The 13,386-nt window shown below is 65.5% G+C and carries 7 protein-coding genes; 1 reads left to right on the top strand and 6 read right to left on the bottom strand.

Features of this window, described 5'->3' with window-relative positions:
• Window positions 1-35 precede the first annotated feature (35 nt).
• The 3 genes from ACQR1E_RS28495 to ACQR1E_RS28485 are packed head-to-tail and all read right to left on the bottom strand — an operon-like array spanning window position 36 to window position 9,399.
• Window positions 36-3,332 carry a hypothetical protein gene (locus ACQR1E_RS28495; protein ID WP_434897853.1) on the bottom strand — a complete coding sequence of 1,099 codons (3,297 nt, stop codon included), beginning with the start codon at window positions 3,330-3,332 and terminating at the stop codon, window positions 36-38.
• A 51-nt stretch (window positions 3,333-3,383) separates the two neighbouring features.
• Complete coding sequence (locus ACQR1E_RS28490) at window positions 3,384-6,890, bottom strand: DUF6603 domain-containing protein (protein WP_434897852.1); 3,507 nt, start codon at window positions 6,888-6,890, stop codon at window positions 3,384-3,386.
• Window positions 6,883-9,399 (bottom strand): M64 family metallopeptidase, encoded by a 2,517-nt coding sequence (locus tag ACQR1E_RS28485; protein WP_316202545.1) that lies wholly within the window; start codon window positions 9,397-9,399, stop codon window positions 6,883-6,885. The genes ACQR1E_RS28490 and ACQR1E_RS28485 overlap by 8 nt, the downstream gene beginning before the upstream one ends.
• A 1,273-nt stretch (window positions 9,400-10,672) precedes the next feature.
• On the opposite strand from ACQR1E_RS28485, the gene ACQR1E_RS28480 reads away from it, so the two are divergent.
• A complete protein-coding gene (locus ACQR1E_RS28480) occupies window positions 10,673-10,915 on the top strand; it encodes a hypothetical protein (protein ID WP_315716267.1) in 243 nt (80 codons plus the stop codon).
• A 114-nt stretch (window positions 10,916-11,029) separates the two neighbouring features.
• Here ACQR1E_RS28480 and ACQR1E_RS28475 read toward each other — a convergent pair whose 3' ends face one another.
• The 3 genes from ACQR1E_RS28475 to ACQR1E_RS28465 form a co-directional block, all read right to left on the bottom strand.
• Complete coding sequence (locus ACQR1E_RS28475) at window positions 11,030-11,656, bottom strand: hypothetical protein (protein WP_315716268.1); 627 nt, start codon at window positions 11,654-11,656, stop codon at window positions 11,030-11,032.
• A gap of 85 nt (window positions 11,657-11,741) precedes the next feature.
• Entirely contained in the window at window positions 11,742-11,963 is a 222-nt protein-coding gene (locus ACQR1E_RS28470) for a hypothetical protein (RefSeq protein WP_315716269.1), read from the bottom strand.
• A gap of 126 nt (window positions 11,964-12,089) precedes the next feature.
• On the bottom strand, window positions 12,090-13,322 hold the full coding sequence (locus tag ACQR1E_RS28465) for an MFS transporter (RefSeq protein ID WP_315716270.1): 1,233 nt from the start codon (window positions 13,320-13,322) through the stop codon (window positions 12,090-12,092).
• Between the last annotated feature and the right edge of the window lie 64 nt (window positions 13,323-13,386).

Raw genomic sequence — 13,386 nt, 5'->3', positions numbered from 1 at the left:
CGCCTCCGCCGCCCCCTGTCGTGTCCGCTGCGCGATCAGTTCGGCAGCATCTCGCTGCCGTGCACCGCGACCAGCACGGGAACCTGGTAGAGGATGTAGGCGAGCTCCGCGGAGTTGCTGTCCGGATGCCAGCGTAGCGCCTTGTCCTCGTCGTACTGTTGTTTCTTCTCCTGCAGCTCCGGCGCCACCGGATCGTCCAGGGTGAGGGTCGGCCCGCCCGGCCTGATCTGCAGAAAGCCCTTGTCGGCGTCGGACAGCACGTCAGGCCAGGCGAGGTCGTTCCAGACGTTGAGCGGCCCGTCGCGAGAAATATCGAGGCCGAAGCGCGGCTCGCCGGGCCGCTCCTTGATGACGAAGAACCAGCCCGGCGCCGTCGAATTGCCGCGGCCGGTGCCTCCCTTTGCCTCCTTCGAGGTCAGGTCGAAGCCAATGAAGGTGATGTCGGGATCGACCTTGGCTTCGTAGAGCGGCGTGCGCAGGCGGTCTTCCACCGGACCGTCGGTCTCCAGCACCCGCTCGACGCGGGGATTGATCGCGCCGCCGTCGTCGCGCTGCCAGCGCGCCTTCTGGGCGTAGATCACCGCGGTGGGATATTTCTTCAGCAGCTCACCGCGGATGACGAGGACGACTTCCTCCTCGTTCTCGCCCGGCTTCTCGCGATGGTCGTGATCGCCGAGCTTGGAGAACAGCGACCAGGTGTGGAGCGGCGGAATATCGCGGAGCTTTTCGCGCAGTTCGTCCTTCGACAGGCCCTCCCGGTCGATCACGCCGCTCGGGTCCCAGAACTGGCGGAAGCAGCTGCCGCGCTGGTCGGTGGGATATTCGCGCCACAGCAGCTCGCGGGCGAATTCATGGTTGAGGCCGACCATGTAGGCCTCGATGAAACGCTGATTGGTCTCGAGCAGCGTGATCGTGTTCTGCGGAATCTTGTCGATGTTCGGCAGGAAGTGCTCGTCGGACAGACCGAGAAGCGGCTTGTACATCGGCAGGTCGATTTCCGGATATGCCATCACAGGCTTGAACACTTCCGGCTGCAGCAGCGTCGCGATCCCGTTGATGGCCAGCACTCGCGGCGGAATGGTGATCGAGGAAAAGGTGAAGGCGGGCACCGTCTTGTCGGGATCAATCGCAGCGAAAGTCGACGCTCCGAGCGCGGCGATGTCGATCGGCTTGCGCAACGGCGGCTTGCCGAGATCGGCGCTGACCGTGAGCAGCCGGTTGAGATCCTTGAGGGCCAGTTTGAAGCGCGCCGCCTCCGGGCTGTCGGCGGACGAAGCGCCGCCGACGGGCTCAGGCGCCGCGGGATCGGGATCGCGGATGGTGAACGACGGAAAGCCCGGCAGCGCGTCGATGATCTCGGGCGAAGCCCCTTGCGGCAACACGCCGGTCGCGATGCCGGCCTGCTTCTCCAGCCGCACCAGCCATCGGAACAGCGCCAGCGCCGCTGCCGCGACCACGATCGCGAGCGGGACGGCGACGGCCAGCAGCAGCACGGCGAGCAGCAGCAGAACGACCAGTAGGACCCACTTCGCCCAGCGGTGCTTGGTGAGCCAGTTGGTCAGCTCCGCGGGCAGCGACTTCGGCTGAAGCTGCGCGGCGACATCCTCCACCACCGGCAAGGCTTCCGGGGTGACCCGCGGCGGCGCCGCGCTGACCTCGCCGCGATTGACCTTCTCCAGCAGCTCTTCGGCGCCTTTCGGCGAGTCGAAGCCGAGCGTCGCCGCGAGCTGGTCGCGCGGCCGGACCGCGCGCCGGAACGGCGCGGACAGCGCCGCGCGGGGCACCGTGCTTTCCTTGAGCCGATGGCGCAGCGTGAAGCCGTCGGCGATCACCCGGCGCTGCACCGGCGCCATCATTGTCAGCCCGCGTTCCGCACTGAGATCCTTCAGCGGCCCGAGATGGCGCGCATGCCAGATCGCGGCTGCGGCCTTGGCGAATTGCGCCAGCCTGATCCGCCGGTTCGCCGCAAGGATGTCGCCGACCTGGTCCCAGGCGGCGTCCATATAGGCCTCCTGATTCTTCTGCACGACCGCCGTGCCGAACGCGGCGGGAACGCGAAACCGCGGGTCCAGATTGAGCTCGTGCACCCAGTTGCGCGGCTGCGGCGCGTCGCTGCCGTCTGCCTCCTCAAGCAGCCGTTCGGTGAGCGCGTGCCAGCGGCCGTACAGCGGCGGCGTGATCACCGGGTCGGGCGCGCCTTCGCGGGCATAGTCGTCGGTCAGGTTGACGAAGCCCGCCAGCGCCTTCTCGAATTCGTGCGCGTAGGGTTCGTCCCAGCCCTCGTAGGCCGCGGCTTCCGCCTCCTGCGCGCCGGTCAGCGCCTCGTCCGGCACCTTGAGCGCGCCGCCGAGCCGCAGCACCCCGTGGAGCCCGGCGACCGCGATGGGCGGCATCCCGGAGCCGGGCGTCTGCGTGTCCATGTCGCGGCGGCCGAGCCGCGAGTCCGGCGGACGCGGCTTCAACAGGCGGACGAGGTACTCGAAATCGCCCACCGTCCCAGTCTTGAAGTACCACCGCTTGTACACCGGATGCAGCGTCGGGAACGGCCGGTCGGTATAGTCCGCCCAGGCCGACAGGGTGGCGAAGAGTGCGGGATTCGCCGCCGGCGCGATTCCGAGGCCGGCGAGACGGCCGCTCTCGAAGGTCGGCACCACGAACGCATGGTAGGACGTATTCGGCTTCAACTGACGTGGCGACAGGACGCGCGAATAGGCGTAGTCCGGATTGCTGGCCAGCAGGCTCTCCAGTCGCGCCCTCGCCTGGTCCGCATTGGTCGATTCCACCACGCCGTCCTGCTGGATCAGGTCGCGGTTGACGTGGACGTGCGCCCAGGCCCAAAGCTGGTCGGCGGGCGGAAATACCGAGGCCGGATCGCCCGTCACCTCGATCGCCGGCAGCGGCCGCGCCGACGACACCGCGACTTCCTTGAACTCCTCCACCTCGAGCACCAGAAGTGCGAGCCACGGGCGCAGCCGGTGGCGCGATTCGTCCGGCGCCGCTGGCGTGTAGCGCCACGGAAAATCCTCGTCGTAGAACTCAACGAAGGGCAGGTAGTTCGGCTCGAAATTGGTGATCCAGTCGCGCGGCTCCACCTTCACCACCGCCATCGGATCGATGCCGACGATGTCCCCGGGACCATAGAGCGCGACATCGCGCGAAATCGTCGCCGTCAGATCCGTGTCGCCCTGGACCGGCCGCCCGGCCAGCGACAAGTCGACCTTGATCGTCGCGCGCAGCGCCACCGAGTTGTCGTTGTCGAACGCCGTGATGCTGTTCGCCACGCCGAGCCGCAGCCAGGGCAGGAAGGAATAGGTGCCGATCGTGTCGCTCATCCCGCTCCTCCCCGCCGCCTCGCCGGATCGCCCGCCATCATCGTGCCTCCGCTACGCCGCGCGCTTCATCTCGTGCGGGCGCACGATATGGGCCTCGCTTGCGAAGTTCGGATTGCGCCGCGTCTCCGCCGCCATGAATTCGCCGGCGCTGGCGCGCGATTGGAACGACGCAGGCGCGCCGGCGATCGGCGAATTGTCGGCCAGGCTCACCACCACATAGGACGTCTGATCGACCGCGATCTTGTCGTCGAATACGTGCTTCAGATCGCGCGACTTCGCCGAGATCTCGGACCGCGCCACGGCGTTGTTGGCCAGGAAGTGCGTGAACAGCCCGGAGATGAGCGTGACGAAGCGCCGGCGGGCCCGCTTGAAATTGTTGTCGACGATGATCTCTTCGTAGCGGGCGATGCGCTTGGTGACATAGCTGGTCTTTGCCTGGTTGCCAGTGACCGACAGCTCCAGCCCCGCCTCCTCGGCCTCGTAGTCGGACGCGCTGAGCTTCTCGCCGTCCTTGAGGTCCTTGAACTGGGCGATCGCGAACGACTCCCGGATGGTGGCGCGCTTCTCGATGCCCGACGTCGCGGTCGCGACCGAGAAGTAATTGGCGTCGTCCGGGCGCTGCGCGCCGATCTTGTCGAGGGTGATGCCGAGCGGGATCGCACGCTGGGTGATCTTGAGCGACCCGACCGGATGCAGGACAAGATCGGAGCCCGCGTCCACGGTCTTGAGCGTCACCAACAGCCTGCTGCTGTTCTGCAGCGCGGCAGTCCAATTCTCCGCCTTCGAGTATTCCGCCACCAGCAGGGGCAGCACGGAGACCGGCGGCAGGCTGGTGTCCTCCTTGTCGCCCCAGGTGTGGGAGAAGTCGACGTCGACGTCCCAGAACAGCAGCGAGATGCTCCCGGTGCCCTCGACGTGCCAGGGCGATGTGCCTTCGAGCGAGCCGCGGAAGCGGATACTGAACAGCCCCGCGCCGAACAGCTTCACCGACAGCGAGGCAGAGATCGTGATGATGAAATAGAACGGCGAGAACTGGAACAGCGCGTCGAAGGCGAGATGGCCCTCGATGTTGGCGATCGAGACGCCGAAATACAGCTCCGCATGTGCGCCGAACTGCACGGTGTTCGACGTCACCGCGAAATAGGCGTCGACCCGGATGCGGGCCACCGGCGTGTTGAGAATGTTGATCGCGATCCGGGGGATCGGCGGGAACGGCAGCGCCGGTGGATTGTAGGCCGGGTGGAAGCCGCCGACGGAGACGATGAAAGTGGCGTCGCCGCCGAACGACGCGAGCACGCCCATGCCGCCGTCGAGCGGCATGAAGATCACGCGGGATTCGTACAGGATGGCGAAGAACCAGCCGCGCTTCTTGTCGAATTCGATGGCGCCCATGAAGGCGACCTGGATGATGATGAGCGGCAGCCGCTCGTCCGGGATCGCCACCGTCAGCTTGCCGATGATGGCTATGTTGCCGGGAATCTCGATGATGATCCCGAGCGACAGGCTGATCAGCGTCGGCGTGCCCCAGCCGAACTTCGCCATCGGGCCGATGAGGAAGGTCCCCTGCTCTGGCGGGAAGAAGGTGCGGAGGTCGGAGATGATCCGGTGCGCGTTGGCGACGACGTCGTGCGGGAACAGCACCGAGTCCAGCGAGCCGGCGCGCACGCCGTTGACTAGCGCGTCGAGGTCCATCGAGCGGTTGAGCCCGACCAGTCCGCCGACTCCCAGCAGGGTGAAGCCGAAACCGAGCTGCAATCCGGGATTGAACTCGACCGTGATGATGGCGATGAAGGAAAAGCCCTTTGACCCGTCCGGCATCTTGGTGGTGATGACGCCAATTGCCGTCACCGAGAGGAAGTCGAGGATCTTCAGTTCCAGCGCGCCGGCATATTCGCCGCGGTCCGGATCGATGAAGAGATAGCCGCCGCCCTTCACCGCCCCGGCATCGATCGACAGCCCGACGCCGTTCGGTGGCTTGAAGCCGAAGGATAGATCGATCGGGCCGAGGTTGCCGCCGCTCCCCGGAAAAGCGAGATCGGTCCGCAGCCCGATGTTTTCCACCACCGCGACCAGCGGACCGAGCGCCGCCTTCAGCGTCGCGCCGATATCGATCGGGAGGCCGTCAGCCGACGGTGTCACCGCGAGCGTCAGTCCCTGCACCTGGATCGGACCGAGGTCGATATGCGCTGGGATCTGGATCTCGAGATGCGAGGTGCCGCGGAAATACACGCCGCGCGGATAGGCGACGCCGAGGCCGAGATCGAACTCGAACCGCGTCGAGATGCCCGACAGGATGGTCGAGATGAAGCCGTCCGAGCCGGACGCGTCGAGGACGAAAGCGAGGCCCTTGAGGTCCGCCTCGGCGAACACCTCGACGTCCTTGCCCGCCACCAGCGTGAAACCGCCGGCACCGCTCACCGATTGGTATTCGAGCCGCGTGCCCTCGCCGGTGCCGAGAACGATGGTCGGGCTGCCGGAGGCGGCGGAGTATTCCACTTCGACGCGCGCGGTGCCCTTGGCCGACGTCGGCGCGCCGCTGCCTGCGAAGCCGATCACCATGTCGATGCCGCTGCCCGGCCGCACCATCAGGCCGACACCGCCGGTGAGATCGAGGTCGCTCGAGATCGTCACCGCGATCGTCGGACCGAGCTGCATCCGCACCGACAGCAGCCCGCTGAACGACGGCAGCAGCGCGAAGCCCGGCTTCTTGCTCCCGGACTTTGGCAGCGGGAACAGTCCGAGCTCGGCCGATAGCCGTCCCGCGTCGCGCGCCCGCTCGAAGAACACCAAGCGGAGCCGCTTGCGCACGGCGGCACGCCCGATCGGAGGGCCGCCTTCGAGGGCGCGCGCGGCCCGATCCGGCACCTCCACCATCCGGACGTCGAGCCCGAGCCCGGCCGCGAGGCTGTCGATCTGCCGCGCGAAGCTGGAGAAGTCGAAGCTGTCGGTGCCCCAGCCGAAGGCGTTCTCGAACAGTGTCACCGGGTCGGAGACGATCTTCGGCAGGTCCGGGAAGCTGAACCTGTAGTCGATGTAGTCCGGGCGGTTGCCGGCGGGCGCGGTATAGCGGGTGCGGATGACGCCGAGCGCCTGCAGCGCGAAACCGATGCCCGGATGATGGTTGCGCAGATAGGTGATGAAGAGATAGCCGACGAGCTGCCCCGGAAACTCGCCCTTGAAATTATCGGCGTTCAGCGTCGCCGAAAATGCACCGCCGGGCGCCGAGACGAGGTCGTCGATCGCCTGAACGACGCCGGCGATCGCCTCGATGGTCTTGAAGGCGTCTTCGAGCGAGCCGGACACGACCGTCGTCTCGCCGTCGGACGCCACTTCGCCGTCGAGCGACAGCCCGCCGCCGACCAGCGCCTGGAGCCGATCGAACAGCAGCTGCAAGTCGACCGCGAGATCGGCGATCGGCTTCGGAATCACGTCGGAATCCCAGCCCAGCTTGAGCAGCAGGCCCTGGAACGCGGCCGGCGACTCCACCGCCGCCCGCAGCGGCAGCAGCAGCTTGCCGATCTCGGCGACGATCGTTTCGAGGGCACCCGGTTCAGCCATTTTTCTTGGCCTCCGGATAGAATTCGCGGTCGACGACGTCGTGCAGCGCGGGATCGACGCGGTTGGTGATCAGCCATTTGCAGACATGGCAAAAGGTGCCGCTGTTGTTCCGCATCTTGCAGTCGCCAGCCGGACGATAGACCAGCCCGGTGAAGTTGTATGCGCCTTCGTACAGGCCGACCAGCCGCTGCGCCTTGCATGGCGGCTTGAAATTCGGGATGTCCTTCGGGTCGTCGCCCTCGTCGTTCACATGAGCGAAGTCGGGATCCTTGTTGAGCGGCAGATGGTTGCCTGCGATGAAGTCGCGCACCTTCTTTTCCACCACATAGACCAGCGCGTCCGCATCGTCGCGGCGCGGCACGAACAGCAGCGAGCCTTTCGGAAACACGGGAAACGGCGCCGGCGGCAATTCCAGCCCGCCGAGCCGGATCGAGCCGAGGTTCTGGTCGATGTCGCCGATGTCGAGTCTGACGAGATAATCGGAATCGGTGAACGTGAGCGGCAGTTGCCGGCCGATCGCCGTGATCTGGATGCGGCGGAGAAACGCCTGGCGGCCGGCCGCCTTCGCCTGCACCCAGCGCGGGATCTGGCGCGGGTCGATCCTGACCTCGATCGAGCCACCCTGCTGGGTCGAAGCCTGGGTCAGCCTGGCCGAAAGCTGGACCCTGAGAAGTTCGAACCATTTCACCTTGGACGGATCGACCAGACGGGAGTGATTGGCGGCGTAGCTCGGATCCTGAAAGATGTCGGCGAGCGCGACGATGTTGTCCTGCTCGCTCGAAGCGGTCGCATTGTCTTCGGCGCTCGTCTCGTATTCGTCGCCGAGATTGAAGGAATGGCCGAATTCGTGCGCGACCGTGTCGATGATATCGGTGAGGTCGGCGTCGATGTCGCTGGCAGGCTTGCGCCGCATCACCTTCTTCGTCGCCGTGTTGGTCGCCGGATATTCGAAGTCGAGCGTCTTCAGGCTCTGCAACGAATTGGCGGTCACGGTCGACTGGTTGAAATTGGTGCCGCCGATCATGTCCTCGTTCGTGATCATGGCGATCAGGCCGCGGCTGCGCTTGAAGGTGCCGTCCGGTATCCACTCGGCGCCGAGCGCGGTATGCGGCGACGACCCGAGCCGCAGTCCGGACAGGTAGGCCATGATCGGCGCCGCAACGTTCGCGCGGCCGTTCCGAGCGAGCTCCGGCGGATGCCGGCGCGGATCCGGGGCAAGGTGCCGGGTGACGCTGGCCGGCTTGAAGAACTGATAGGCGCGGGCGATCAGTGGCGCGAGGTTGGCATCGCCCGCCGCATCCGCCGCCGGCATCGTCAAAGCGGCCCCGGACTTCGCCGACCGGTCGCCCCAGCGGGAGCCGAGCATCAGGCCGTAGAAAGTGTCACGTGCCTCCAGGAGGCCGAGCGATTTCTGCTTCCTCCACGCTTCGATCAGGGTGTCGTTGACCTTCGCCGCATCGTAGTTGGGCAGCGACTGACCCGCCCAGCGCGCCTTCAATTGCGCCGGCGTCGCAGTCTCGTTGCGGAGCGGCAGGCCGACGCGGGCCACGAGCTCGTCGACCTCGTAGATGCTCTTGTCGTCCGAAACGCTGTAATTCCACGGAATCGGTCCGCCCCTGCTAAGCTCCGAGGTCTCCTCGTCGTTGACGCGCCAGCCGCAGGTCACCGCCTGCTCTTCCGACGCCTGGAACGCCTTGAATACGTTGAAACTGCCCGCGAGCGTGCCGTAGGGCTCGTGGCGCTTCTGCGAGAACAGACCGTCCGCCGCTTCCTGCACGATCTTGTCGAACTTGTCCTTCTCGGACGCGCGAAAGCCTTCGGCGAGGAACAGGATGTTGTGCATCTCGGCGGCATTGGCGAGGTCGCCGGCGCGCACCGTTGAGATGTTGTCGCGGATCTTGGCGTAGTCGACCACCTTCACCGGCAGGCTCTGGTTGACACCGAGGAAGCTGCCGTCGAGCTGGGCCGCCCCCTCGCTCACGCCCCTCAACCGTCCCTCATTGTTCGTATTTGCCACCACGAAGGTACCGGGACTTGCCGAGCTGAGCGTGACGAAGCCGTGCCCGGTGATGTCGCCGACGAGATCGGTCCCGGTCGGATCGTCGCTGAACAGCGCGCACAGCGTCGGCTGGCTGTGGGCGACCGTCGGATGCAGCGCCGTGGTGATCGAGGAGTTGCCGAACCACCAGCCGAGCACATCGTCGTGCACCTGGATACGCGCGACGATGTAGCCGGGGCCGTATTCGATCACCACGAGGTTGGTGCCGACGTCGTCGCCGGTGATGGTGCGCGCCGCAGGATCGATCGTCACGAAGCTGGTCAGCCGGGACCCGACCGGGTTGTACGGCGCCAGGATTCGAAAATTGCAGTCCGCGGTGACGTCGGTCAGCGTGTAGGTCGTCGAGCCGTTCGGCAGATCCTGGTCGAACACGCGGAACGGCAGCACCTTGGTCGCGGGCTTCTTCAGCGCGACGTGCATGTCGCAATGCGGATAGACGATGAGAGGCATGCCGGCACAACCCTCTCAGCCAGCAGAACTATTGGGAAGCCCGTCGTTCCCATCGGAAATCTGGCATCACGAAGATTGTACACCCAAGCCTTCTCAATACAACCTCAACGTGATACTGTTTCGATATCCTTCTGCAATCGTCGTTTGCCGAGTGGAGCTCTCCATCACTGGGGCCAATCCTGCTGCATATGCCGGCGGCGTAGAGCATCTCGTTGTCATCGTTCACAGATGAACACGAACGCTCCGTGGTTTCCGATGAGAAGCGATTGGAAGGCGCTGGGTTCGTCGCTGTCCCCGCGGGGTACGAGACCGATGCGTGACCCGGTTTCTGACCGCGTCACGCCTCTTGAGACGCACTGCGACTGACCGCGTCTCCTATCCATGGGTTCGGCCCGACGCTGCTCGGCGTTGTCACGGGCGCCGACAGGCATCGTCACGTCACTCAGATGTCAAACAGCCACTTGCGGTCGGTTCAGGCGTGCGCGCGCGGTCTCGCGGCTCGATGAGTCCGAGGAATGCGTTGGTCGCGCGCGTCTCGAAACACGAGAGGCGCAGGGAGAACCGGACCTCGACTGAGGCCCGTGGCCCGCCTGCGAAAAAAAATGCAGGCGGCAGGTACCACAGGTCCAGCCGGACGACCCGGCCCTCCCTGCGCGATCAGTTTTAACGGTGTCCTTCGTGCTCTCCTTGGGGACCGGGCTTTCTTGCCCCCATCGCCCGCGTGACGCTTGCGCATCAACAGCAGGCTTGACCTCAGCATCGGGAGGCCGGGACCACACGACTTCGCCGTCCGCGACGCAAGCGCTCGTCTGGCGCAGCATCCACGTCCATCGCAGCCCACCTCCACGTATCGTGACGACGCGTACGCCCTCTGCATGAGGCGGGATGAACGGAGTAAAGCATGATTTCCGATAAAAAGAACGAGGGATTTTTGGCCAGCGTCGAGCGGCCCGGCGATCGCATCCAAGAACCCGGGTTTCCGCCCAGATATCTTTCCACCGTCATAGCCTGGCTCCGTCCCGGCCATTCACTTCGACCAACATGATTGAACGACGTGCATGCCCGAGCCTTCGCCGAGTCGAGGCGGTTGCGGCCGCGCAGGAAGGACGGAGCCCGGTATGACAAGCAACTCATTCGCAGATTCTCTTGGTGCACCGCGCGTGAACCCCGTGTATCACGCCGCAGCATTGCCAATCTCATCGATTGAGCGCAGGCTCCCCTTCCTAAGCGCGCAAGTCGCATTACGGCACCAGCCGCATCAGGGGAGAGACGCATGAAGGAACCGGGCCTCGACGGCCGCCACCGCGACAAGGATGGCGAGATCAGCAGGAAGCATGGCAACACGCTGGTCGGCACGTTGCGCAAGATCTACGGAAAGTCGTTCGCGGCCGGTTATCCGGATTCGACCAAACTCAGCGACGTGCTGCTTCAGCTCAACGAGACCTCGCTGAGCCAGCTGCGTAGGGATCACGGCACCGGGCATCTGGAGCACAAGATCAAGGAGGCGTCGAAATGATCGGCAGCGTGCATCGCACGTTGCCGTCACCTGCTGGACCCACGCAAGATGGGGGATGCTGACCGAGACTGACGGCACATCGCCGACCAGTGCCTCGCCCTTGACCGTCAAACCTCAGTCAGCCGACCTCAGGACGTCGGCGAACTGCTGCTCGAACCTTTTCTGCTGTCCCGTGCTCGGAAAATAGACCGGGCGGCCGGCGTTGATCACGTTGAAGCCGTCCTTTGTCAGTCGAGGCTCCAGAATCCGGCAGACGTTTGCCTTGATCAAGATCAGGGGAACGCCGCGATCCGACACAAGGCTGGATAGGTCCGCGACGAGCAGCGGGTAATCGTCTTCGATCAACGCATTCCTATCCTGACTCGCGTCTTTCGGCAGCTTGTCCACTTGCTGGTAGGTCGCATCGACCAGCACCCATCCCTTGCGCTGAAATTGTCGCAGCCCCTCTTCTTTCGTCGCAGGGGTGGCTCCCATCTGGCGCATGAGGGCCGTGAACAACGGCTCGCTGATCGAGCCGGCCGAGTCATAGAAGTATTTTCCTGAGGCCGGCGGCGATTCCGCGACGATGACAAGCTTGGCGACGTCCGGCTCATAGCGGCGTCTCAGCCCGAGATAATAATCTCGCCCCCTCGCCAACATCGACGATGCACCTCCACCGCACGAATTCGCAACACGGCGATCACTGACGTCACTGAACGTTCGTTTAGCATCAAGCGCCAACGATGGCAGCAAGGTCTGCAACACGCCGTCTGGAAAAGAATGCTGTCCAGCGGCGACGGGAAGGCCAGCGCTGCTTTCCCGTCGCTGAACGAAAGTGCCCGGCTTGTTACTTCCCCATGCTTCCCGCCTGGTTCGTGCCCGGGCCGACATTGCCCTGGCTCGACGAGGTGGAATCGCGGCCGGACTTCATGTTGCTGCCGGTGGTCTGCGACGAGGTGGTCGACGTCGCGGCGTTGTGCTTCTTGTGGTGCTTCGCTTGCGCGGCGAGCGGGACGGCGGCGAGGGTGGCGGCGACGAGGGTGGCAATGGCAAGCTGGGTCTTCTTCATGGATCCGATCTCCATCCGGTTGAACTCCACGCCGCCCAACCCGGCTGCGACATCACAGTTCCTGCCGGGGGATCAAGCGTTGTTGTTCGATTCCGACGGCGCGCGTGAAGGTGCGATGCAGCAGCGTCAGGCCGGCGCTTGCATGGGCACGGCGCCAGGCTGCGACACCGGCTTGGGAAACGGCCGGAAGGTCATCATCATCATGACAGCGCCGAGGCCCATCACCCACGAGCCGACATAGAGCCAAGTGTAGCTCGCAAAGCTGTCGTAGATCAGGCCGCCGGCCAGGGGGCCGGTCGCCATGCCGAGGCTGCCGGCCATCGCCGTGCCGCCGATCACCGTGCCCATGATGCCTTGCGGAAAATTGTCACGCGCGATCGCGGCGTAGAGCGGCATGGTGCCGGCATAGAGGAAGCCGAAGGTGGCCGCGACCGCATAGAACGCGGCGAGGTCGCGCACGACCACATAGGAGAGCGCGCCGAACGCCTGCGCGAGCAGGCCGAGAACGAGCACGCGCTTGGCGCCGAAGCGGTCGCCGAGCAGGCCGAAGGCGATGCGGCCGCCGAGCCCGGCGAGCCCCTCGATGCTGTAGATCGTCACCGCCGCCATCAGCGGGATGCCGCAGGTGACGGCATAGCTCACGGTGTGGATGATGGGGCCGGAATGCGTGGCGCAGCAGAAGAAGTTGGTGGCGAGCAGGATCAGGAACTGCGGCGAGCGCAGCGCCGCCGATCGCGTCATCTCGGCCGGCCCGGCGGCGGGACCCGACGCGACGGCGTCGCCGGGCGCGGACGATGGCGGACGTCCCACGAGCAGCGACGTGGGAATCATGATGGCGGCCACGATCGCGGCGATGCACTGCATCGCGGTCCGCCAGTCGTAGCTGGAGACGAGCCAGGCCGCGAGCGGCGACATCGTCATCGGCGCCACGCCCATGCCGGCCGAGACCAGCGACACCGCGAGGCTGCGATGGGTGTCGAACCAGCCGGTGACGGTCGCCATGACCGGCGGGAAGATCGCCGCCGTCGCGATGCCTGCGATCAGGCCGAACAGCAGTTGGAACGCCAACAGCGAGGATGTCAGGCTTGCCAGCAGCAGGCTGACGGCGAGCAGGATCGATCCGATCAGCAGCACGGGACGCGGGCCGATGCGGTCGGACAGCGTGCCCCAGCCCATGCTGGTGACGGCCATCGCCAGGAAGCCGATCGTCATCGCGGTGGAGATCCCCGCGACCGACCATCCGGTCTCGGCGGCCATCGGCTTGAGGAACACCGGCAGCGAGAACAGGCCGCCGACGGCGACGCAGCCGAGCACGCCCCCGGCCGCCACGATCACCCAGCGATAGTACGATGTGCTCATCCGCCGTCTCCTTCCCGATTGTTCGGTTGGAAGACGATCGGGACAAGGCCGAGACGACACGCGG

Origin of the sequence: Bradyrhizobium sp. HKCCYLRH1030, assembly GCF_051168395.1 — a bacterium.
In the GTDB taxonomy this organism is placed as follows: domain Bacteria; phylum Pseudomonadota; class Alphaproteobacteria; order Rhizobiales; family Xanthobacteraceae; genus Bradyrhizobium.
The sequence above is the reverse complement of the archived record's forward strand: the minus strand, read 5'-3'. Positions and strand labels throughout refer to the sequence as shown.